Genomic DNA, 21,000 nt, shown 5'->3' with positions numbered 1-21,000 from the left:
TTTTGGTAAAATAAGGACATTTTATGAAGGCTTATCCGGTTTATGATATTCAAAACTTTGAAACAGAAGGGCATCATCATGATTTATATATCAACACCTTTAAAAACCACCTAATAAAGCACAGCTTCATAGAGCAGTCGCATAGGCATAATTTCTATTTGATGGTGCTCTTTACTTCGGGCAGTGGTAGTCATAAAATTGATTTGGATACATTTGATATAGGCAGAGGAAGTCTGTTTTTAATGAAACCTGGTCAGGTGCACAGCTGGACGCTATCAGAAGATATTGAGGGCTATATCATGTTTTATTCGCAGGAGGTTTTTAACCTGTACTTTGGTCAAAAGAAAATAGAAGATTATAGCTTTTTGGGAACGTCAAGTCATATCTCAGAAATAAAGCTGCGGGAGTCGGAGCTGACTGACATGGAGGTGTATTTCAAGCTTTTGGTAAAAGAAAACCAGTTGAATAACTCCCGAAAAGAAGAGAAACTCCTGAACCTATTAGACATCATCCTTATTGAGATTTCTAGGATGCATCTGTCTGAAAACAACTTTGCGTGGCATTCATATTCCGAAAAGGTAAATCAATTTATGGCATTGCTAGAAATGCATGTTAAAACCGAGAAATCGCCATCTTTTTATGCTTCCCAAATGAGCATAACTTTAAAGCATCTTAATAGAATCTGTAAAGAGGTTTTAAACCAGACTGTTACCGAGCTGATATCTCAAAAAGTGGTTTTGGAAAGCAAACGTCTTTTAACGTTTAGCGATGCGTCTGTAGGGCAAGTGGCTGAAGAACTCGGTTTTGTCAACTTATCTTATTTTACAAAAATATTTAAGAAGCACGGAGGTCTTTCTCCGAGCCAGTTTAAGGCCAGTTTGAAAGTTTAGGACTTGCGTACGCTTTAATGAGCCTTTGGGAAATATCAAGGGCTCATTAAAAAAGAGCTCTGAAAAAACCTCAATGCCGTTCTCTTAACCACTCCCTAAAAATATGGTTGGTTTTAAACCTACCATAGTGTTAGGATGCGGTTTATATCTAAATTTAGATTTTAGATGATAAAATGGAAACTATAAAAAATGGAAAGTTTTAAAAGACTTTTCGACCGCGTTGGGTTTCATGGCTAGTACCGTTTAGTTATGAGGCTCAGACAAATAAATGTAAAATGAGAACAAATAACACCGCTTCTATTTCAAAGCATTTTAAAGCTTTTAGATTTGTTTATTTTGTGTTATTCATAACTTTCTCCTCTTGCAGTACCAAAAACACGGAAGAACCCTATCTCCTTGGTTTGGGTTACGGAATCAATAGCACTACTTTGTTTGTCAACGATATAGAAGCCACCCGAGGCTACTTTAAGGACACACTAGGATTTAAAATATCTGATGAAAATGAAAAAGGGAGCATTGACGGTTCGTTGGTTGCTTCTATTTCTTTTGCAGATATGTCATCTTTAGAACTTCTTTCTCTGAATGATTCGTTAGCTGACGAATCAAAACCCTCTTTTATAAGCTCTTTTTTAAAGAAAACGGAAGGAGTACGTTTATATGCATTATCTAGCTCATCTGTAGATTCCACTTCTACATGGCTTAGTTCTAGAGAATTTAAAATGGATTCCATCCAGGCCTATCGTTCCTCTGAAGATTCACCAAAAGGTTGGTCTTGGGATTCTGGTGGTCCTGAGAAACAAAGTCTGGATTTTGAAGCATCAAACCCACCTGCTCATCTGCCTCGATTTGTTGAGCATGCAGATATGAATTATCAAGCTGTCCAAGAGGAATGGAGGACCTACTACAGTTACGGACGTAGATACCTGGAACACCCTAATGGAGTGGTGGGAACTGCCGCCATCCGAATAGCAGTGGAAGATATAGAAGCATCTAGTAAAGAGTTTCTGAAAATGGGTCTTGTTCAATTGGAGTTAAACGACTCCATTGCTCGCTTTAAACTTATTCGGAATCAAGAGTTGCATTTAATTGCCTCTAAAACCGCTGGGGATGAATTGTCCGATTTCTTAAAGACACGGGGTTCAGGGGTGTTTGCCTTACGCTATGAAGTTATCAATCTAGATTCAACTTATAGTTTTTTAAAAGGCCGCCTGCCTGCAAAAGCACTGGTGATGGAAGCGTTTCCTAAGCGACTAACGGTACTAAAAGAATTTGCACATGGTGTTCAACTGGAATTTGTGGAAGAGTCTGAAGAGCAAGGAGCTGAAGCTAGACAGTTAAGGCCAGATGATGAGCTAGACAGCACTTCCATGGTTTATGCTGCAGGATTGTACGAGAAATACTGTGCCCTTTGTCATGGGAAGGATCGTGAAGGATACGCCGCTGATCATGCACCTTCCTTAAGTTCTCATTCGCTGTTAGGCACGAGCCAAACTTCCAACTTTATGCGATATACCATACAATTTGGGAGGTCAGAGACGGCCATGGCGGGTTATATGAAGAGTAGGGGAGGTCCATTAGAATACATTGACATTGAAATACTCTTACAATGGTTGTATCAAAAGAGTGGTGTAAAAGAACCTATCGAGATATCAAGAGAAACCGTAGTGGGAGATATAAAACTAGGAGCTAAAATATACGCTAAGAACTGTACGACATGCCACGGTAAAAAAGGAGAAGGTATTTCAGCACCTGCTTTAGGAAATCCTATGTTGTTAGCCACAGCTACGGACCACTTTTTACGCTACGCTATCTTAGAAGGAAGAGATGGTACTCCAATGCCAGCATTCAAAGACAGCTTGAGCAATAAAGAAATAGATGCCGTTACCGCTTTTCTTAGAAGTAGAGCATCAGGTTGGAATATTCCAAAACAGGATACGGTTTCGATTCCACTTCCAGAAAACTATGTGTTAAATCCTAAAAATAAGGCATCAAAATTTAATCTTCGCGAAGGTCTTTATGTATCTGCCGAGCAGCTTTTTAAGGCCATGAAAGATAGTTTGCGTATTGTCTTACTGGACGCCCGTTCTGAAGTAGCTTGGCGTCAAACCCACATCCCAGGTGCTATACCAGTTCCTTATTATGAAAAACCTGAAAACTTTGTGAAGAATATTCCAAAAGACAGCACGCAGATAGTGGTCTATTGTGCTTGTCCACATGCGGCATCACAAAAAGTAATCAATAATTTAACTCGATATGGGTTTAAGAATACCGCCATTCTCGATGAAGGTGTTCTGGTTTGGGCCCAACTAGGGTATCCCGTTCAAAATGGGAATTAAACAAAAGCATTTTGTTCATTGGTCAAAAAAGTTTCTTGGGGGGGCAGGAAAGCCCTTTACAACTTATTTTGGGATATTAATAAATTGAATTGCTAACAAAAAGCCGAATCAATCAATGGTTCATAAATGGGTTAAGATGCAATATTGGGTAATTAGCCCCATACCGTATACGCTAGAAAATACCCACATTTTCCGCTATAATTCCACAATTCCACAGCTTTGAATGTAGGAATGAGCTTTTAAGAATAAGTTTCGAACTTAAATAATACTTCAATGCTCATCTTAATTATTACATCCATCATATTGTATTTAAGAAACAAAAGGCAAACAGTCATGGATGACTAGAATCATAGGTATGCCTGAAGGGTATTATTATAATTAATATTAGTCACTTAAATTTTATAAAAATGAATTCGAAAAAGATAATAGGAATTCTCCTGATCGTCGGGAGCTTGGCCTTGGGTTATTTAGGTTTTAACAAAGTACAAAAGAGTGGTGCTTCTGTGGAGGTGCTAGGTTTAGAAATAGACGCCTCTAATGAGTCTGGTAAAGAACAAGGCTATATTTTAATGGGACTTAGTGTAGTGGTATTTGTAGGAGGTATGTATACTGCTAGCAAAAGATAATTTAGGATTGAACAGGTAATAGCCAACCTGGCACAATTAGTATAACAAAACGATATAAACCATTATGAAAAAGCAAATTACAATTTTAGCAATTATTTTAGTTACGGCTGTAGCTGCTCAGGCTCAGTATAAAGGAGCCGTGGGTGTAAGGTTTACCGATGGTCCAGCCTTAACAGGAAAATTTAGTATGGGTGGCAACTCGGCTGGTGAGATACTTTTGGGAGGCTTTGGACATGGTTTGAAAGGGACATTTCTTTACGAACTGCATAATCCGGCCTTTAACACCTCAACTTGGAGATGGTATTATGGTTTTGGTGGGCACGCGGGGTCTTCGCCTGTAAAAAGGAAAAACTATGAGCCAAATATTGAGGTGTTTCATTTAGGTGTAGATGGGATTTTAGGTTTAGAACATACCTTTAAAGAAATACCATTAAATTTAAGTGCCGACTGGAAACCTGAGTTCAATTTTGTGAATTATACAGGTCTTGTTCTTCCGATATTCGGGTTTTCTGCAAGGTTTGCCTTTTAAGTATATAGATAGTTTTGGGTAAGTAATAGGGGATAAATCTGATTTATCCCTTTATTTGTATTGAAATTCTCCTGAAAATGGGAGTTTGAATTAAGCAAATATTATTATGCAGATTGCCAATTTGCCAGCAAATGAAAGCGAAAGGTTACTGGCATTGAGTAGGTTAGAAATTATTGATTCCGAAGAAGAAAAAGAATTTGACGATTTAGCCGAATTGGCTTGTTACGTATGTGGAACGCCGGTAGCTCTTATTAGTTTTATTGAAAAGGAAAGACAATGGTTTAAATCTGCAGTTGGTACAAATTTAAGGGAAACTCCTAGAGATATTGCTTTTTGTTCTCACGCCATTTTGGATGAGCACGGTCTCATGGTAGTTCCTGATAGCACACAAGACTACCGCTTCCTGGACAACCCGCTCGTCACTGGCGACACCAACATACAGTTTTACGCTGGCGTGCCCTTAAACGTGGATAACAGCTTTCCGGTAGGAACGCTCTGTGTGCTGGATACCAAGCCCAACATCCTCACAGAAGAGCAGAAAGAAGCCTTAAGGAAAATATCTAGACAGGTGATTAAACTTTTGGAGCTGAGAAAGAAGAATTTGGACATTAGAGACACTGCCAACGCCAACGAGAAACTTTTAAAAGAAGAGATAGAACGTCATACAGAAATCCTGAAACACAAAAATATAAAGCTAAGCCAGCTTAATGCAGAAATGGAGCAAATGGTTTATATAGCTAGCCATGATTTAAAGGAACCCATAAGAAAACTGAAAATTTATGCCGACATTTTAGGAGAAGACACTACCGATAAGGAGAAGCTGAAGAAGTTCTTGCCCAAGATTCATAATAGTGCAGATAGGGCCTATAATCTAGTGAACGACATCCTAGATTTTGCCAAAATAAATTCCTTTGAACTGGTAAAGAAACCCTTGGATTTTAACGAAATCATGGAACAGGTTTATGAGGTCAATAGCGAGATTATCAATGAAAGCAATGCCGTTATTTCTCATGAAGGTTTGCCGGTTATTATGGCGGATGAGAGTCAAATGATTCAGCTGTTTGGTAATTTGATTCAAAATGCCATTAAATACTGCGAAGGCGTTCCGCGTATAACTATTTCGTCCACCATCTCAAAAGAAGCGGCACCTAGTGAGGAAAGAGAGATGAAGAGCTTTTATAAAATACAAATGACTGATAATGGCATTGGTTTTGATATCAGTCATAAAGAAAAAATCTTTGATTTCTTTCAAAGACTTCATAGCAAAGAAGAGTTTAGTGGTACTGGAATAGGATTGGCTATTGTGAAAAAAATAACCCAAAATCACGGTGGGCTGGTGAAAGCTGAAAGTTTAACGGGTGAAGGGTCGATTTTTAGTATTTATTTACCGGTTTAGCTTCAGTTTATTACGAATGAAATTTACATTTCTTCAGGTAGAATTTGTTTTTGAAACGATGTACTTGGGTTTCAAGTTAATCTCACAAATAATTAAACCCGGAATATGCGTTGGGGAATCGTTATGAGTTTTAAAGTGCAATAAATCAGATAATTAAAGGAAATTGGCATAGCCATTCGACATTAGCTCAGGGTAAACGTTATGGTGATTGAGTTTAAAAGGTTTACGTACTGATTTGAAGCAATTTAGGTACGGTCCCGATAAAATCGGGAGATTGCCTAATGCGGGTTAAATTTACCTGCTAGTGATACAAAGTCAACGGTGCTTTGACGTTGCTTAATCGCCAAATAACGGATCGTTTAAAATCGGTTTTTTTTAATTCTCGAACTTATAAGGCTAGGAGGCTTGAAGTAATCGGGTATGTAATCTTTGTTACAAATATCGCTAAACTTAAAACTTACCTTTGATAAAGAAATAATTAATTTCATCAATTAAAGTATTAAATGAGTATTAAAAATGCAATCGGATTGGATCAAGAAAAGGCGAAACATTTGGCAGAAAAGCTCAATGAGCTTCTAGCAAATTATTCTGTTTTTTATCAAAATACAAGAGGCTATCATTGGAATATAAAAGGCGACAAGTTCTTTGAACTTCACATTAAGTTTGAAGAATTGTATAATGATTTGATTTTGAAGATAGATGAGGTGGCAGAAAGGATTTTAACCCTGGGTCATACGCCTAAACATAATTACTCTGATTATAGGTCTATTTCCCAAATAAAGGAAAGTGTTCAAGTAAGTGACGGAATGGTGGCGGTTGAAGATATTTTAGGCTCGTTCCAGACCATAATAATACTTCAAAGAGAATTGCTTTTAATAGCTGCCGACGCCGAGGACGAAGGTACAAATGCCTTAATGAGTGACTATATTAGGGTGCAAGAGAAATTGGTTTGGATGTATTCATCGTTCCTCAATATATAAGTTAAGAAACGTGTTAAATGCTCTAGCTTTAGAGGAAAATTAAAAAACGAAAATGTCAGAACAGCAAAATTACTGGGACAGCATTTATGCTACAAAACTTTCTAACGAAGTAAGTTGGACACAGGACGTTCCAAAGACTTCGCTCGACTTTGTTCATTACGCAAACTTGGACAAAACTGCCAATATTATTGATATCGGTGGGGGCGATAGCAAACTCGTTGACTTCTTGTTGGAAGAAGGCTATGAGAATATTACGGTGCTTGACATTTCAGAACAAGCTTTAACAAAAGCAAAGTTACGTCTTGGCGGGAAAGCGGATAAAGTAAATTGGATTGTTAGTGATATCATCGACTATCAGCCTACCACATCGTTTGACTTTTGGCATGACAGAGCTGCTTTTCATTTTTTAACAACTGAGGAGAAGGTGGTGAAATATATTTCAACGGCCAGACAAGCAGTAAAAGAAAATGGCTTTGTAACAATAGGAACATTCAGTAAGGATGGACCAAAAAAATGCAGCGGATTAGACATCAATCAATATGATGAAAATACTTTAACGTCAGAGCTTCAAAAAGGTTTTAAGAAAATTAAATGCGTAACCGAAGACCATAGGACCCCCTTTAACACAACTCAAAACTTTTTGTTCTGCTCCTTCAAACGTCATGATTAAACCGTAATTTGCAATACTAGACTAGTCGGATGTATCATGTAAAATACCATGGAGATATTTGAAAATATAAGTCGATGGATGCTTGCCCATCCGGTTTCTACCGGCATTGCTAAATACCTGGTTTGGGCTGTTTTTATATTACTAGCCATTGCCTTTTTAAGACAGTTTTTAAGAAAAAAGCTACCCGATACGGCCGTTCGTTATAAATCTCAAAAAGCGATAGAGATTTTCGGTTACCTAATTCTTGTTATCATCACCATATCATTTTTTACTGGAAACATTAAAGACTTTGGATTAGCCATTGGCTTTCTTACCGCAGGAATTACCATAACCTTACAAGAATTAATTTTAAGTATAGCGGGCTCCTTTTATATTTTCTTTGTTGGTGTTTACAAGCCTGGAGACCGGATAGAAATTAATAATATTAAAGGAGATGTGATTGACATTGATAGTATTTATACTACTATGATGGAAATTGGAGAATGGGTCTCTAGCGATAATTACAGCGGAAGAATCGTAAAACTGAGCAATGCATTTGTGTTTAAAGGCCCGGTCTATAACTATTCCAAGGATTTTCCATTCGTTTGGGATGAATTTAATCTGCCGATAAGATATGGCTCAGATATAGAATTGGCAAAGACTATTGTGATTCAAATTGCCTCAGAAACGCTATCTGAATATGTTTCACAATCCATTTCGGAATGGAGCCAAGTGGTTAATAAATATTATATTGAAAATGCTGTAGTAGATCCTACCTTAGCCATTACCATGACCGATAACTGGGTTCAGTTCAACCTTCGATATATTGTAGACTATAAAAAAAGGAGATACACTAAGAACATACTAAATGAATTGATTGGCAAAGCCATTCAAAAAACAGAAGGCAAAGTACAGCTGGCCTCTGCCACTTTTGAGATTGTTAGCGTTCCGGTTATTAATGTTAAAAAGGAATAATACCCATCCTGAAATTAGGCTTAATTTGGATAACGTTAGTTCAAGGGTTTGAAGCTTTTTTGGCAGAAGCTCATTACTTTTAAATACACAACGGGTCAGCGTTCGGGTTTTACATCGAAATAACATGGAAATTGAAAAAGAAAAATACCTTTTAGAGCTAAAAGCAGCCTTTAATAAGTTATCCAAAATATCTGAAAAATCATGGTCGCTTATAGCCTCAATTGTACACTTTCAATGCGTGAAAAAAGGAGAACTTGTATTGAGAGCTGGGCAAACAGCGAAACAAGTACATTTTGTATGTAAAGGTGTTTTCCGAACCTTCTATACCGACGACCAAGGGAATGTTTACACCAAAAACATTTTCCTCGAAAATAGCTTTCCTGCTTCCAAAGTTTCCCTTCTTCTTTGTGCCCCTTCGTACTTTTCTATCGAAGCTTTAGAAGATGCCATCATTATAAATTTCAATTTTGAAGCCTACAAGAAGTTAATTGAGGAAAATGAAGATTTAAAAGACTTTTACATTTCCTATATCGAGCGAAATTGGATCATAGAAAAGGAGCAAAAGGAAATTTCGTTGGTGATGGAAAACGCCAGCGAGAGGTACTTAAAACTACTGAAAAAGCATCCTGATTTAGAGAAACGCATTGCTCAGCACCATATAGCGTCCCATCTTGGCATTACACCCACCCAGTTAAGCAGGGTTAGAAAAGCTTTAAAAAAATAACTAAATCAACATATGTAAATGCACAGGAGGAATCAACGCACCAACTTTGCGTGATGAATCAATTCACATTATCCGCGTTAGCTCTTCTTGGTGGTGTTTTTTTAGCTATCCAAGGTGGTTTAAATGCACATCTAGGCGTCGTGCTTAAAAATCCATTTTTGGCATCTGTAGTTGCCTTTTTTAGTAGCAGTATTTTTGCTATGCTAATGGTTGCGTTTAGCGTTAAAACGTTTCCGCCCATCGGGCAATTAAAAGAGATTCCGTTTTATTTATGGTTTACGGGAGGCTTTTTTAGCGTACTGGGCATTAGCATTTACTACTACACTATTCCCAAATTAGGGGTGTCTACTATGATTTCTTTTGGCTTGTGCGGACAGCTCGTGTTTGCGGTTATTGCAGGGCATTATGGATGGTTTCATTTGCCGATAGAGCCTATTACCTACAAAAGAATGGCAGGTATAATGGCCATGATATTCGGAATATTTTTAATCAATTGGAAATGAAAATATATCAAAATATTAAAAATTTGACTTCTTTATGGGAAAAAGCCAGTAGGTACAATAATAGCCTGACATCCTCTGCCGCGTTTAACTATGCTACCATGGAAAACAGGAAATGGCCCAATAGGTTATGGTTTCATGCCGATTTAGATGAGGACGCTGTCTTGAAGGCCAAAATCCAGGTGATTTCTTCTTATCCAAACCTTGTCATACCTTATTGGGATATTTATGGAAACAATTCAAGTCGGTTTTTAGAACAAAATGGATTTGTAAAACACTTTGAGCAAATAGGGATGTGTCTTGAAATGTATAAACCATTTGAAATACAAGGGAATATCGACATCAAATTGATTGTTACTGAAGATGACGCCATACTTTGGAGCAAGTTATTCACGGCATCTTTTGGTTACGAAATTCATCCTGATATTCTCATCAATACGCATGAAAATATCAACTATTATGTGGTTTATTATCAAGGCGGTGCCATTGGCACGGCCATCACCTATCAGACGGGAAATATTACAGGCTTTCATTCGATCGGGATTATTCCAGAAGGAAGACGTAAGGGACTTGCCGATGAACTCATGAAAGTGCTATTAAATATATCGATAGAAAAGAAAAGTGAATATGCGACACTTCAAGCCTCTGCCATGGGAAGAGATTTGTATATTAAATTAGGATTTGAAGAACAATTTTTGATAAAGAATTACGCCTTAGATTCCAATTATTTAGGGTAGAAATTAGACCTGATAGCCATCATAAGGTTTTCTAATATATAGTTCGGGTTAAAAAGCTAAGATTAGCATGATATGAAATAAGGACCCATTCAATAGGGAGTTAATCTGGTCGTTATAGCATAAGATTTAATTTTTTTGGTCAAGGATCAATTTCTTGATTATAGTGGTTCTTATGAGTTAAAAGCGGTTATTTGCATATGCACAGATTTTGAAGTCAACCCATTATTCGGATTAAATCAGTACATCAACAGAAAATAATAAAAGTATTAGCTTTAATAATTAACAAACCATGGACAACTATACCATTTTTAAAATTGACGGTGTTGAAAAGAGTTTCTCTATTGAGAATGCACCAGAATTCAATTTCGGTCAAAACGAAGTGCTTTCAACAGAAACCATGGACGTTGCCTTTAACCAAAAATGGTATAAGGAAGGTTTTTCAGAAGTGAATTTTCTTAATGAAAAGGAGTTTGAATCACTAAAAGAAGGACTCATAAAAAGCATCGGCAGTATAATAAGTCAAGAATGTTCTGTGAACTTAGATGGCTTTAACTTAGAAAACTACCACCACTATGTTAAAACCGATGCGGAACATTTTAAGGTAGTTACTAGAACAAGAGATTTGTTTTCTGCCGATTTTAATTTTCCGGTGGAAGAGATATTACCACGTTTAGTTAAAATACTGAACTTCAACTTAACAGATATAGACCCTAAGACCGGGGATAAATTACATATCATAGTACGTATAAATAGACCAATGTCTAAAGACTATAACCCACCGCATAAAGACATTTACGAGGGTGTGGATAATAGCAACTATATACCTCAATTTATTAATTTTTGGATCCCGATTGCCGGTGTGACAGAAAAATCAAATTTACCTTTAGCACCCCAAAGCCATCTTATCAATGAGAATCTGGTTGAAAGAACTTTTGAGGGCGGTAAAATAGAGGGAAATAAGTATAGGGTACGTATGATAAAGACTTGGAATGGCGACAATGCTCTGGCTAGGTCTAAAGTGAAATATGGTGAAGTTTTAATTTTCTCTTCTCATTTAATTCATGGCTTAGCAGTTAATGATGAAATGGATAAAACTAGAGTGGCCCTAGAATTTAGACTTTTCAAGTCGGAAGAGTAAGGACGTTTTGGTAGGATATAAATAAAGAGACGAATCCATACGGTTTTGGCTGTGGGCAAATTTCAAGAAAACATTCGCTCAATTTCAAACCTCATGGTTGGGGTGATTTTGGCATTGATGATCCCCCCCAATTCAAATTAAAGGTCGTGATGGAAGCTCTTAAGGAGCGTCAGACGTTGGCCGAATTGGCTCAGAGGTTTGAACTGAGCCCACAGTAAATTAGCACATGGAAACGAGAGTTTCTTGACAACGCTGAAACCGTTTTCGAATCCTCCAAGAAGGATAAAAGAAGTAAGTCAGAAATTGAAAAAGAAAATCTGCTTAAAACGATAGGTGAGTTGAAAGTGGCCAATGATTTTTTAACGAAAGCCTTGCGTTAAAAAGCGTTGCTGAGCGTAGAAGTTTGATAAGCAGGCATCACCCTAAGCTCAGTATACAAAAACAGACTACCTTACTGAAAGTGTCCAGATCGGGGTTTTATTATAAACCCAAAGGCGAATCAACGTTGAATTTAGAGTTGATGGGATAATGGATGAACATTACCTGAGTCACCCTTATAAAGGTGCTCCAATGATGCATGCCTGGCTTAGAGGCTTAGGATATAAAGTGAATATCAAGCGAATAGAGAGGCTCTTTTACGAAATTATGGGTCTGAGAGCTGTTGCCCCTGGTAAGCACACCACAAAACGTAATCCTGAGCATAAGCCCTATCCATATTTGCTTCGTAACCTAAAGATAGAGCGAGTTAAACAGGTATGGGCAACCCGATATCACTTACATCCCTATGGCTAAAGGTTTCATGTATTTAACAGCCATAATAGACTTGTACAGCAGATATGTGGTGAATTGGAGTGTGAACAATACCATGCACGCTGAATGGTGTGTAGATGTTCTACAAGAAGCAATTACCTTGCAGGGAAAGTCAGAAATCATCAATACAGATCAGGGTAGCCAATATACTTCTAAACAATTTACAGAATGTATTAGGCCAAAAGCTAATGTTGAGCATGGATGGCAAAGGAAGAGCCATAAATAACGCATTCATAGAAAGACTATGGAGGAGCACAAAATATGAAAAGGTGTATCTTAATCCGCCTAAAGATGGTGTTGATTTAAGCCTACAGATGTTGGACTATTTTCGATATTATAATAATAAAAGGCATCAGTCAAACCTTGCTTATAAAACTCCGATTGAATTCTACTTAAACAATATGGAGTATATTGACAACAAGGCACTTATGAATATACAATCAAACTTATTAGCAAAAAAGAAAAATAAGGACTCTAAAACAACAACAATAGTTTTATCTTAATTATATTAGTTTACTGTCCTAAAGATTGGGTGATGATCATACAATGGTTTCAATCAAGATTTAATTATTGAAATATAAAACCCATTCGCACTTACACGAATCTACATATAGTTATCACTTATATGTTAATAAAACTTAACTCAAAAGCTTATCCGTTACTATCGGAAGGCTTATTCTTATCTTCGAAAAATTAACCTTGGTAGCCCGCACTTTGCGTAGTTTCAAATTGTTGGTCGGCATATAAAAACAAGACATACAGATAATGAAAAACATACTTAAGTTGCTAATAATGACACTGTTAATAGTTGGATGTGCCAAAAATAAATCGAAATCACAAGAACTTACAACTGGTTCTGAAACCATAGAATATAATGGAACAGCAAGTGTTACCCAAGGGATAGCTACCACGAAAACGGAAGATATTTATTCTTGTGAGCGTGGTAGAAAGACTGATGTTGGAGCGATCACTTCTACCGATGGTAAAAAATGGACTGTGCCTGCTCAAACAAATTATACAAACAATGGCTTTCCATTTTCAGGAGATTTATTTAATTCCTGTGAAGGGAAGAATTATAGAACAGCAAAAGAGGCCCTATCCAATTTTGTTGATTCAAAAATTATAGAAATTGACGAAGAAGGCGAGATTTTTACAGCCTTTATTTTTGCCGATAACTACTTTGAAATGTATGTGAACGGCGTTCCAGTTGGAAAAGATAAAGTTCCATTTACGGAGTTTAATTCTAGCATAGTAAAATTTAAAGCCAAAAAACCATTTGCCATAGCCATGAAGTTGGTGGATTGGGAAGAGCACCTTGGTGTGGGTTGTGAAGCCAATAGAGGTAAAGCTTTTCACGCAGGAGATGGCGGAATGGTGGCTGTTATTAAAGATGAGCAAAACAATATTATCGCAACAACTAATGAAAACTGGAAAGCACAGACTTTTTACACAGCACCCATTAAGGACTTAAATTGTGTATCTGAAGATGGTAATTATAGATATTCAAAAAATTGCGATATCAATGGAGGTCAAGATGGAACTTCGTTCTATGCTTTGCATTGGGAAACTCCCACTGATTGGATGAAGACTGATTTTGATGATTCTAATTGGCCAAATGCAAGCACCTTTACAAACCAAACCATCGGTGTTGATAATAAGCCTTCGTACACCAACTTCACTTCTATTTTTGACGATTCTAAAAATGATGCTGAATTTATATGGTCTACCAATGTGGTCTTAGATAATGAAGTTTTAGTACGCTATACCGTTAAATAATGATTCATTTATCTAGCAACATAAATTAGCAACCACGAAATGAGAAAAAGTCTAGTATTTATTATCGCAATGATGACTTTGTTTTTAGGGAATTCTTGTACCTATAACAAAGAAGTTTCTTCTTATAAATATGATGATTTTAAAACCATCCATCCTGATTTTAAATTGAATAGTAAGGCTGTAGCTGATGGGAAATTATTAAAAGCTTTTAAGTGTGAAGAAAAAGTAGCTGGTGTAGAAAATTCTATCCCACTATCTTGGTCTAATGTACCTGAAGGCACAAAATCTTTAGCTATTGTGATGTATCACTACCCAAAAAAGGATGATAAATCAGAAATAAATTCATATTTGATTCTATGGGGTATCAACCCTTCTGTGTCTGAAATTCCCTATAAAATGGCTAACAACCCTAGCTGGTATATGGGATCTAATAAAGATGGAACAGCCATTTCTTATACCTCACCTTGTTCTCGCGGACACGGGGAACATAAGTATACTATTGCTCTATTTGCATTGTCAGAAACACCAGAATCCCTTCCTGAATCTAATTCTCTTGCTGTTGACTTAAACACATTTATGAAAGGCATTTCTGATGATAACATAATTGACATAACAACTTTAACTTTTATAGATTCTAATTAATGAAAAAGATAGTATTCCTATTAACAGTTCTGTTTTTATCCTTTCAAGCTTCTGCTCACGAAGGCGGGCACGGTTCACCAACGAAAGTTTGGCATTTTACAAATAGTGAAATGAATTTAAAAGCTGAATTCATTGAAAAAATTGACGAAAGCGTGTATCTAATGAATGATAAGCACAAAGTTGTCATCTTCAATATTTCAGACTTTACAAGTAAAGAGCAACAGTATATTTTAAATAAGGCAAATTGGATTAGTAACAAAAACACTTCACAAACAAAGCCTCAATTATTTTCAATAAACTATGCTAAAATTCTAATTTATTTTGGTATTGCCTTGATAATGTTTTCATTCTTCAAGTTTAGGAAAAAGAACGACTCTGAAATTTTTGCTTTAAGTTTAATCGGATTTGCTTTTGTTATTATGGGTTGTAAAACCAATCCTTCATCAAAAGGTATCCCAATGGCAAAAAATGACGTTTCATATTTAAAATCTATTTTTGGCGTTTTTGACAAAGTTACTACACGCTTCGATAATAAATATTTCTACATAGAATCAAACGGAATACCTGAACACGAAATGATGACAGGCATAACCAATTGGCAACAACAAGTTCCTATTAATCACGATTATTCAGGTAATAATGCTTGGGCAATTCCTTTGCAACCTGAATTAGCTGTAAACCCGCTATCGACAAAAGATAATTTTATGAAAGGAGCCATTGCTATTTCTGCGAATGGAATACCAATTTTTAACCCTTTAAACAATCGTGGCGAAGATGCAAACGCCATTGGAGAATTAGACAAATGGGGCGGACATTGTGGAAGAGCTGATGATTATCATTATCATTTACCTCCTACGCACTTACAGTCTAAAGTAGGTAATGACAAACCGATAGCGTATGCTTTAGATGGTTTTCCTGTTTACGGAGAAACTAAAGAGCCATTAGACGAAAATCTTGGACGTTTTACTACAGACAGTTCATATCAATATCACGCAGTTAAAGAATATCCCTATCTCATAGCAGCTATGAAAGGGAAAGTTGAATTCAATCCAAGAACTAAAGCACCAGAAAATGAAATTATGCCACAAGCAAAAACTAGAGGAGTTCGACCTGATTTAAGACCGCTACGTGGTGCTAAAATTATTGATTTTAAGAATCCGAAACCTAAAGAATACAGCTTGAAATATGAGGTTGAATCGACTATTTATACGATAAATTATGGTTGGGATAACAAAGGAAATTATAATTTCGAATTTATAAACCCAGACGGAACAACGACAAATTCGACATATAAGAGGGAATAAAAACTACCTCCCAATAAGGCACATGAAAAATAGCGTTTTAGTGCTTAATTCAAATATAGTCAGCTAGTAAGAATCTGGTCGTAATCCATAAAATTAGTGTGAAAACTCCGCGACTTTTAAAATGAAGCCGTTAACTTCGAGTAAGAAAAAATGACAGACACCACTCTAAGGGGCATATGGACTGGCGGAAGTATACTTGATTTTTTTTTGGATATATTGAAAGAATATTTAGATTAATTGTAAGAACAATTTCACTTATGAAAACCTTACCACCAGGCCAGAGAGCATCAGATATCTTCCCGAGATTCGGACTTCCAACATATGCCAATCGTTTCCCTAAAGAAGTAGATAAAATAAGGTTTTCGATTGGAGGCGATTTGGAGGAATTTGAGATATCTGAAGAATTGATTTTGCTCCCAAGAACAAATCAGGTTTCAGATTTTCATTGTGTAACAACTTGGAGTAAGTTGAATCTCAACTGGAGTGGGTATAGGTTCAATGATTTTTACGCAGCATTTATCTTACCTAAAGTGTCAAAAGAAATAACTTTCGTGGTGCTTAAGGCTCAAGATGGATATAAAACTAGTTTGCCACTAAGGGATTTGATGCAACAAAATGTCTTGCTTGCTGATAAACTTGATGATCAACCACTCAGTTTGGAGCATGGAGCACCAATCAGGATTGTTGCTCCAGACCATTATGGCTACAAAAATCTAAAACACATAAAACGCATAGAATTTTATGCTGAAAAGCAAACTGTGAAACAGGGTATCCTAAGCTTTATGGATCACCCGAGAGGAAGGGTTGCTAATGAAGAAAGAGCGAGCAAAGGACTTGGGATTATTTTCCGATGGCTATATAAGTTTAGAGTAAAAGGTACAATTAGAGACTTTGAAAAGTCAACTGCCGAATATAGAGCCACATTGAAAAATAAAAACTAACAATATGTAAATCATCCACGTGTTGGAGGTTATAGATACTGGGTTTAAAGAATCGTGATATACTAATTAAAATACTATTAATGAAGAATTTATATGCCTGTTTTTGTTTAGCAACAATCCTTTTCTCTTGCAATGCAAAACTAACAAACAATAAAAAACCAAATAGTTCGTCTCACGCTTATTTATCATCCTATAAAGCACCAGTTTTTACGCAAGATGATCGAATAGAAAAGATTAAGCAGCTTGCTCCTGAGTTAAATAAGTTAATAGAAGAACATGCCAAGGCAAATAATATACCTGGTATTGCTTACGGTATTGTTGTTGACAACGAGTTAGTATTTTCATCTGCCACAGGGTTTATAAACCTGGAGAAAAAAACTCTTGCTACGCCATTATCAGCTTTTCGAATTGCATCTATGACTAAAAGTTTTACAGCCATGGCTATTATGAAACTTAGAGATGAGGGGAAATTGGATTTGAGTAATCCTGCCAGCCAATATATTCCTGAAATGGCTAAGCTCAAATACCTAACTAAAGATGCCCCTATTATTACCATTGGAAACCTCTTAACAATGACTGCTGGATTTCCAGAAGACAATCCATGGGGTGATCGTCAATTAAATGAATCAGATAAAATGTTGATTGATCTTATGGAAGAAGGCGTATCCTTTTCTAATTCTTCCTCTTATAAATATGAGTATAGTAACACAGGATACGCCCTCTTAGGTAGTATTGTGTCAAGGGTTTCAGGTGTTCCATTCCAAGAATATATTAAGACCAATATCTTAGAGCCATTAGGCATGGAGCACACTTATTGGGAATATGATAGTGTGGATAAAGAGCAATTGGTAATGGGATACCGCTGGGAAGAGAAACAATGGAAGTTAGAACCAATGCTTCATGATGGAGCCTATGGTGCCATGGGTGGATTGATAACTTCAATAGATGATTTTAGAAAATATATAAGTTTTCATCTTTCTGCCTGGCCTCCAAGAAATGATAAAGAAACCGGACCGGTTAAAAGGAGTACTCTTCGGGAAATGCAAACACCACAATATGCGGAGCTGAATGCGAAAGATACTGACTTTAGTGGCGAACCTTGTGCCGTAATTTCCGGATATGGCTTTGGACTAGGCATTACCACTTTTTGTAATGGTTTAAAACAGGTGGGTCACGGTGGAGCACTTCCTGGCTTTGGTAGCGATTATCGATTTTATCCTGAATATGGGATTGGTATTATGGCTTTCTGTAATCTTACTTATACCACTGCTTATCCTAGAAAAAAAATTGGAGAATTGTTGTTTGAAAAAATTGGATTAATGCCCAGACAGCTGCCTGTATCCGATATTTTAATAGAAAGGCAAGAGCAGATCATAGAATTGATCCAGAATTGGAATCCGGAACTTGAAACGAATCTTTTAGCCGAAAACTTTTATATGGATAAATCACGTGCGTTTCGTATTTCTGAAACACAAGAGATATTTAATAAGGCTGGAGCTATTCAAACCACAAACGAGGTAGAACCCAATAATCAACTAAGAGGGCGTTTCAAGGTGCAAGCAGAAAATGGAGTTATAAATATCTTCTTTACACTTACACCAGAAATATACCCAAAAGTGCAGCAATTGGATATTTCATTTCAGGCGAGTGAAACAAAATGATTCTTTGGAGCATATGATGAGTTGTTAAGTATAGCGTTTGGCGGTATTTGACCACCTATTAGAGGGTTTTACATCTGTATTTTAAGCACGCTCTATGTTACTCGTCTGACCGAATAATCAATTTATAGCTGTAATCGTTTTTATCTCTTAAAAAAGGTTATTTGCATAACAGCGTTAACTATATCCAATGGTTAGCTCCACGATAGTAAACAAATTGAATTAATATGCTCGAACTATTATCAGGACTAAGTGCTTTTGCCGGAGTATTTGCATTGATATCCCCAAAGACACCGATAGCAAAGAAATTGTTTAATAGAATAGGAATTGACAATGAAATTCTAATAAAGCAGAATAGTACTTATAATAAAGTCTTACTGTTCCTTACAACTTCTATGATTCTGTTAACAATTCTCTCTATTCTCCTTTATTTAGATTATTCCAAGTTTGTCTTAATCGTTTTATACATCATCATGTTTTCTGGATTTTTTACTATTCTATCTATTTGTAGTAGGATTGTAGATAAAGTTCAAAAGAAAACTGACATTAAAAAAAGAAGGTTCTTTACTTCTATTGGGAATAAACCAATAATGATACTTTTATCAACGATGTTAATTTCATTATTATTACTAAATACCGCACCAACAATCTATAACAGTAATGAGCTGTAAAAAAATGATGGCAAGAGAAGAATTTAACGCCTTAAACGACTTGAGTAAAAAGCCTACAAACAAGAAGTGGATTTAATGATATTTGAAGCACTTGAAAAATACACAGGTAAAAAATGTATAAAAAAATAGCCGAAACGTAGTAAATTCAAGGGTTGTAGCCAGATTCAACTTTTGTGTAACTTAACAGGAAAGTGCCATGCAATTAGCTACTACTCTTATAATCAACAATACCTGCAAACCAAAAATAATGAATGACACTAAACAAAAGCAGGGAAAAGCGATAAGATATTATGACAGAATTGCAAAAATATACGATTTGATTTCTTCCAAATCTTATTACAGCAAACCGAGAGACTTAGCTATAAAAGAACTGAATTTGGACAAGAATCAAAATGTCTTGAATATTCCGTGTGGAACTGGACAAAACTTCGAGTATTACCAACATTATCTTTCAAATACGGGAACAATTATTGGAATAGATTTATCTGAAGGTATGCTTGAAAGAGCACAGAATAAAATCGACAAAAACGAATGGGAAAACATTCAGCTTTTTACCGCGGATGCTACTAAAATTAATACAGAATGGATTAGTGTAAATATCAAACAAGATTTAAAATTTGATTCTATTCTATGTGATTTAGGACTTTCCGGATTTCCTGAATGGGAAAAGGTAATTGTTAACCTTATTTCATTGCTAAAACCAAATGGGAAAATAGTAATAATGGACTGGTATATTGACAAACCTAGTCTGAGAGGCAGTTTTATTAAGTGGATTGGGAAAGGAGAAATCAATCGACCTTTGTATCAATATTTGGAGAATAAAGTAATAAATTTCAAACTCAACAATACTTTTAAAAAAGGAGATGTGTTTGTTGCTTCAGGAACTAAAAAAGAATAAAACCAGCGGGTAACCGTTTATCTGAGAAATAGGTGTAATAGTCATAAATCGATGCACTTTACTCGTATCAAACTTTGTGCTTATTCGAAAATTTAGTGCTTCGAAAACGCCTACTTTTCCTATACTAAGCATTAGCAGTCATTGTAATAGACAACCCTAAGCAGTAAATTATATCTTAACAAAATGTTCAACAAACTAAAAATATATTGTAACACTTTTGTACCTCTGACTGACAATGAACTAAGTCTTATAGACAAGTATTTCGAACTCAATATGCTTAGGAAAAAAGACTTTTTACTTCAGTACGGAAAGGTTTGCAATTTCATTGGTTTTATAGCCAGAGGCACTATCAGACATTTTCATATTAAAGAAGGAATCGAAAAGACCTGTGATATCTCTTTTGAAAATTCTTGGGTAACTGATTTTCAGAGCTTTACACAGCATACTTCTTGCATAATGAACTTGCAGGCTATGGAAGACACAACAGTTTTTATGATACGAAAAGAAAACCTTCACAAACTTTACCATGAATGCACTAGATATGAGACCTTTGGCCGGCTGATGGCAGAACAAGTCGCCCAGAGAGCAACAGAAATTGCAATGTCATTATCATCTGAAAAACCAGAAGAAAGGTTTAAAAATTTATTACTGAAGCAGCCAGACCTGTTTCAAAGAGTTCCACAAAAATATATAGCTAACTTTTTGGGTGTGAGTCAAGAGAGTTTAAGTAGAATTCAAAAGAGAATATATAGCAAACAAAAATCTTAACTTAAGTCATCGTCTGTAGAAGCCTTGTCATAGCACTTTTGTATCTCATCTG

General features: G+C 36.1%; 23 protein-coding genes. All 23 read left to right on the top strand.

Annotation, left to right across the window (positions count from 1 at the left end):
• Positions 1-23 precede the first annotated feature (23 nt).
• The 23 genes from ACSBFT_RS12475 (at position 24) to ACSBFT_RS12365 (ending at position 20,948) form a co-directional block, all read left to right on the top strand.
• Positions 24-890 carry an AraC family transcriptional regulator gene (locus ACSBFT_RS12475; RefSeq protein ID WP_489600875.1) on the top strand — a complete coding sequence of 289 codons (867 nt, stop codon included), beginning with the start codon at positions 24-26 and terminating at the stop codon, positions 888-890.
• Positions 891-1,165: 275 nt separating this feature from the next.
• Positions 1,166-3,226 (top strand): c-type cytochrome, encoded by a 2,061-nt coding sequence (locus ACSBFT_RS12470; protein ID WP_489600874.1) that lies wholly within the window; start codon positions 1,166-1,168, stop codon positions 3,224-3,226.
• Between the two features lie 407 nt (positions 3,227-3,633).
• A complete protein-coding gene (locus tag ACSBFT_RS12465; protein ID WP_489600873.1) occupies positions 3,634-3,852 on the top strand; it encodes a hypothetical protein in 219 nt (72 codons plus the stop codon).
• 64 nt (positions 3,853-3,916) lie between these two features.
• Positions 3,917-4,381, top strand: coding sequence for a hypothetical protein (locus ACSBFT_RS12460; RefSeq protein WP_463046245.1), 465 nt, complete (start codon positions 3,917-3,919; stop codon positions 4,379-4,381).
• Positions 4,382-4,487: 106 nt separating this feature from the next.
• Positions 4,488-5,777 (top strand): GAF domain-containing sensor histidine kinase, encoded by a 1,290-nt coding sequence (locus tag ACSBFT_RS12455; protein ID WP_489600872.1) that lies wholly within the window; start codon positions 4,488-4,490, stop codon positions 5,775-5,777.
• A 503-nt stretch (positions 5,778-6,280) separates the two neighbouring features.
• Positions 6,281-6,757, top strand: coding sequence for a Dps family protein (locus tag ACSBFT_RS12450; protein ID WP_463048107.1), 477 nt, complete (start codon positions 6,281-6,283; stop codon positions 6,755-6,757).
• 52 nt (positions 6,758-6,809) lie between these two features.
• A complete protein-coding gene (locus tag ACSBFT_RS12445; protein ID WP_489600871.1) occupies positions 6,810-7,427 on the top strand; it encodes a class I SAM-dependent methyltransferase in 618 nt (205 codons plus the stop codon).
• Positions 7,428-7,475: 48 nt separating this feature from the next.
• Positions 7,476-8,381, top strand: a complete 906-nt coding sequence (locus ACSBFT_RS12440) for a mechanosensitive ion channel family protein (protein WP_489600870.1) — start codon at positions 7,476-7,478, stop codon at positions 8,379-8,381.
• Between the two features lie 124 nt (positions 8,382-8,505).
• Positions 8,506-9,105, top strand: coding sequence for a Crp/Fnr family transcriptional regulator (locus tag ACSBFT_RS12435; protein ID WP_463048104.1), 600 nt, complete (start codon positions 8,506-8,508; stop codon positions 9,103-9,105).
• Positions 9,106-9,158: 53 nt separating this feature from the next.
• The gene (locus ACSBFT_RS12430; RefSeq protein WP_489600869.1) at positions 9,159-9,608 is read left to right on the top strand and encodes a DMT family transporter; all 450 of its coding nucleotides are present in this window, start codon (positions 9,159-9,161) and stop codon (positions 9,606-9,608) included.
• The gene (locus tag ACSBFT_RS12425) at positions 9,605-10,342 is read left to right on the top strand and encodes a GNAT family N-acetyltransferase (RefSeq protein WP_489600868.1); all 738 of its coding nucleotides are present in this window, start codon (positions 9,605-9,607) and stop codon (positions 10,340-10,342) included. Before ACSBFT_RS12430 ends, ACSBFT_RS12425 begins: the two co-directional genes overlap by 4 nt.
• Before the next feature lie 289 nt (positions 10,343-10,631).
• Positions 10,632-11,480, top strand: coding sequence for a phytanoyl-CoA dioxygenase family protein (locus tag ACSBFT_RS12420; RefSeq protein ID WP_489600867.1), 849 nt, complete (start codon positions 10,632-10,634; stop codon positions 11,478-11,480).
• Between the two features lie 528 nt (positions 11,481-12,008).
• Complete coding sequence (locus tag ACSBFT_RS12415) at positions 12,009-12,272, top strand: IS3 family transposase (protein WP_489600866.1); 264 nt, start codon at positions 12,009-12,011, stop codon at positions 12,270-12,272.
• Positions 12,265-12,516, top strand: a complete 252-nt coding sequence (locus ACSBFT_RS12410; protein ID WP_489600865.1) for a DDE-type integrase/transposase/recombinase — start codon at positions 12,265-12,267, stop codon at positions 12,514-12,516. The genes ACSBFT_RS12415 and ACSBFT_RS12410 overlap by 8 nt, the downstream gene beginning before the upstream one ends.
• A complete protein-coding gene (locus ACSBFT_RS12405; protein WP_489600864.1) occupies positions 12,479-12,793 on the top strand; it encodes an integrase core domain-containing protein in 315 nt (104 codons plus the stop codon). The genes ACSBFT_RS12410 and ACSBFT_RS12405 overlap by 38 nt, the downstream gene beginning before the upstream one ends.
• Positions 12,794-13,055: 262 nt before the next feature.
• Positions 13,056-14,066 (top strand): hypothetical protein, encoded by a 1,011-nt coding sequence (locus tag ACSBFT_RS12400; RefSeq protein WP_489600863.1) that lies wholly within the window; start codon positions 13,056-13,058, stop codon positions 14,064-14,066.
• 39 nt (positions 14,067-14,105) lie between these two features.
• A complete protein-coding gene (locus ACSBFT_RS12395) occupies positions 14,106-14,708 on the top strand; it encodes a YbhB/YbcL family Raf kinase inhibitor-like protein (protein ID WP_489600862.1) in 603 nt (200 codons plus the stop codon).
• Positions 14,708-16,012: a YHYH protein gene (locus tag ACSBFT_RS12390; protein ID WP_489600861.1), complete on the top strand. Its 1,305-nt coding sequence runs from the start codon at positions 14,708-14,710 to the stop codon at positions 16,010-16,012. The genes ACSBFT_RS12395 and ACSBFT_RS12390 overlap by 1 nt, the downstream gene beginning before the upstream one ends.
• A gap of 257 nt (positions 16,013-16,269) precedes the next feature.
• Positions 16,270-16,953, top strand: a complete 684-nt coding sequence (locus ACSBFT_RS12385) for a molybdopterin-dependent oxidoreductase (protein ID WP_489600860.1) — start codon at positions 16,270-16,272, stop codon at positions 16,951-16,953.
• 80 nt (positions 16,954-17,033) lie between these two features.
• Entirely contained in the window at positions 17,034-18,614 is a 1,581-nt protein-coding gene (locus ACSBFT_RS12380; RefSeq protein ID WP_489600859.1) for a serine hydrolase domain-containing protein, read from the top strand.
• Positions 18,615-18,838: 224 nt separating this feature from the next.
• On the top strand, positions 18,839-19,282 hold the full coding sequence (locus ACSBFT_RS12375) for a hypothetical protein (protein ID WP_489600858.1): 444 nt from the start codon (positions 18,839-18,841) through the stop codon (positions 19,280-19,282).
• A gap of 196 nt (positions 19,283-19,478) precedes the next feature.
• Entirely contained in the window at positions 19,479-20,180 is a 702-nt protein-coding gene (locus ACSBFT_RS12370; RefSeq protein ID WP_489600857.1) for a class I SAM-dependent methyltransferase, read from the top strand.
• A gap of 183 nt (positions 20,181-20,363) precedes the next feature.
• Positions 20,364-20,948 (top strand): Crp/Fnr family transcriptional regulator, encoded by a 585-nt coding sequence (locus ACSBFT_RS12365; RefSeq protein WP_489600856.1) that lies wholly within the window; start codon positions 20,364-20,366, stop codon positions 20,946-20,948.
• The last annotated feature ends 52 nt before the right edge of the window (positions 20,949-21,000 follow it).

This window comes from Arcticibacterium sp. SM2516, assembly GCF_057914865.1.
Note: the sequence above shows the minus strand (reverse complement) of the source record. Positions and strands in the feature narration are given on the sequence as shown.

What these genes read in the sequence shown, in the direction of transcription:
- ACSBFT_RS12475 (WP_489600875.1), top strand. Translation starts at nt 24, where the DNA reads ATGAAGGCTTATCCGGTTTATGATATTCAAAACTTTGAAACAGAAGGG.
- ACSBFT_RS12470 (WP_489600874.1), top strand. Translation starts at nt 1,166, where the DNA reads ATGAGAACAAATAACACCGCTTCTATTTCAAAGCATTTTAAAGCTTTT.
- ACSBFT_RS12465 (WP_489600873.1), top strand. Translation starts at nt 3,634, where the DNA reads ATGAATTCGAAAAAGATAATAGGAATTCTCCTGATCGTCGGGAGCTTG.
- ACSBFT_RS12460 (WP_463046245.1), top strand. Translation starts at nt 3,917, where the DNA reads ATGAAAAAGCAAATTACAATTTTAGCAATTATTTTAGTTACGGCTGTA.
- ACSBFT_RS12455 (WP_489600872.1), top strand. Translation starts at nt 4,488, where the DNA reads ATGCAGATTGCCAATTTGCCAGCAAATGAAAGCGAAAGGTTACTGGCA.
- ACSBFT_RS12450 (WP_463048107.1), top strand. Translation starts at nt 6,281, where the DNA reads ATGAGTATTAAAAATGCAATCGGATTGGATCAAGAAAAGGCGAAACAT.
- ACSBFT_RS12445 (WP_489600871.1), top strand. Translation starts at nt 6,810, where the DNA reads ATGTCAGAACAGCAAAATTACTGGGACAGCATTTATGCTACAAAACTT.
- ACSBFT_RS12440 (WP_489600870.1), top strand. Translation starts at nt 7,476, where the DNA reads ATGGAGATATTTGAAAATATAAGTCGATGGATGCTTGCCCATCCGGTT.
- ACSBFT_RS12435 (WP_463048104.1), top strand. Translation starts at nt 8,506, where the DNA reads ATGGAAATTGAAAAAGAAAAATACCTTTTAGAGCTAAAAGCAGCCTTT.
- ACSBFT_RS12430 (WP_489600869.1), top strand. Translation starts at nt 9,159, where the DNA reads ATGAATCAATTCACATTATCCGCGTTAGCTCTTCTTGGTGGTGTTTTT.
- ACSBFT_RS12425 (WP_489600868.1), top strand. Translation starts at nt 9,605, where the DNA reads ATGAAAATATATCAAAATATTAAAAATTTGACTTCTTTATGGGAAAAA.
- ACSBFT_RS12420 (WP_489600867.1), top strand. Translation starts at nt 10,632, where the DNA reads ATGGACAACTATACCATTTTTAAAATTGACGGTGTTGAAAAGAGTTTC.
- ACSBFT_RS12415 (WP_489600866.1), top strand. Translation starts at nt 12,009, where the DNA reads ATGGATGAACATTACCTGAGTCACCCTTATAAAGGTGCTCCAATGATG.
- ACSBFT_RS12410 (WP_489600865.1), top strand. Translation starts at nt 12,265, where the DNA reads ATGGCTAAAGGTTTCATGTATTTAACAGCCATAATAGACTTGTACAGC.
- ACSBFT_RS12405 (WP_489600864.1), top strand. Translation starts at nt 12,479, where the DNA reads ATGTTGAGCATGGATGGCAAAGGAAGAGCCATAAATAACGCATTCATA.
- ACSBFT_RS12400 (WP_489600863.1), top strand. Translation starts at nt 13,056, where the DNA reads ATGAAAAACATACTTAAGTTGCTAATAATGACACTGTTAATAGTTGGA.
- ACSBFT_RS12395 (WP_489600862.1), top strand. Translation starts at nt 14,106, where the DNA reads ATGAGAAAAAGTCTAGTATTTATTATCGCAATGATGACTTTGTTTTTA.
- ACSBFT_RS12390 (WP_489600861.1), top strand. Translation starts at nt 14,708, where the DNA reads ATGAAAAAGATAGTATTCCTATTAACAGTTCTGTTTTTATCCTTTCAA.
- ACSBFT_RS12385 (WP_489600860.1), top strand. Translation starts at nt 16,270, where the DNA reads ATGAAAACCTTACCACCAGGCCAGAGAGCATCAGATATCTTCCCGAGA.
- ACSBFT_RS12380 (WP_489600859.1), top strand. Translation starts at nt 17,034, where the DNA reads ATGAAGAATTTATATGCCTGTTTTTGTTTAGCAACAATCCTTTTCTCT.
- ACSBFT_RS12375 (WP_489600858.1), top strand. Translation starts at nt 18,839, where the DNA reads ATGCTCGAACTATTATCAGGACTAAGTGCTTTTGCCGGAGTATTTGCA.
- ACSBFT_RS12370 (WP_489600857.1), top strand. Translation starts at nt 19,479, where the DNA reads ATGCAATTAGCTACTACTCTTATAATCAACAATACCTGCAAACCAAAA.
- ACSBFT_RS12365 (WP_489600856.1), top strand. Translation starts at nt 20,364, where the DNA reads ATGTTCAACAAACTAAAAATATATTGTAACACTTTTGTACCTCTGACT.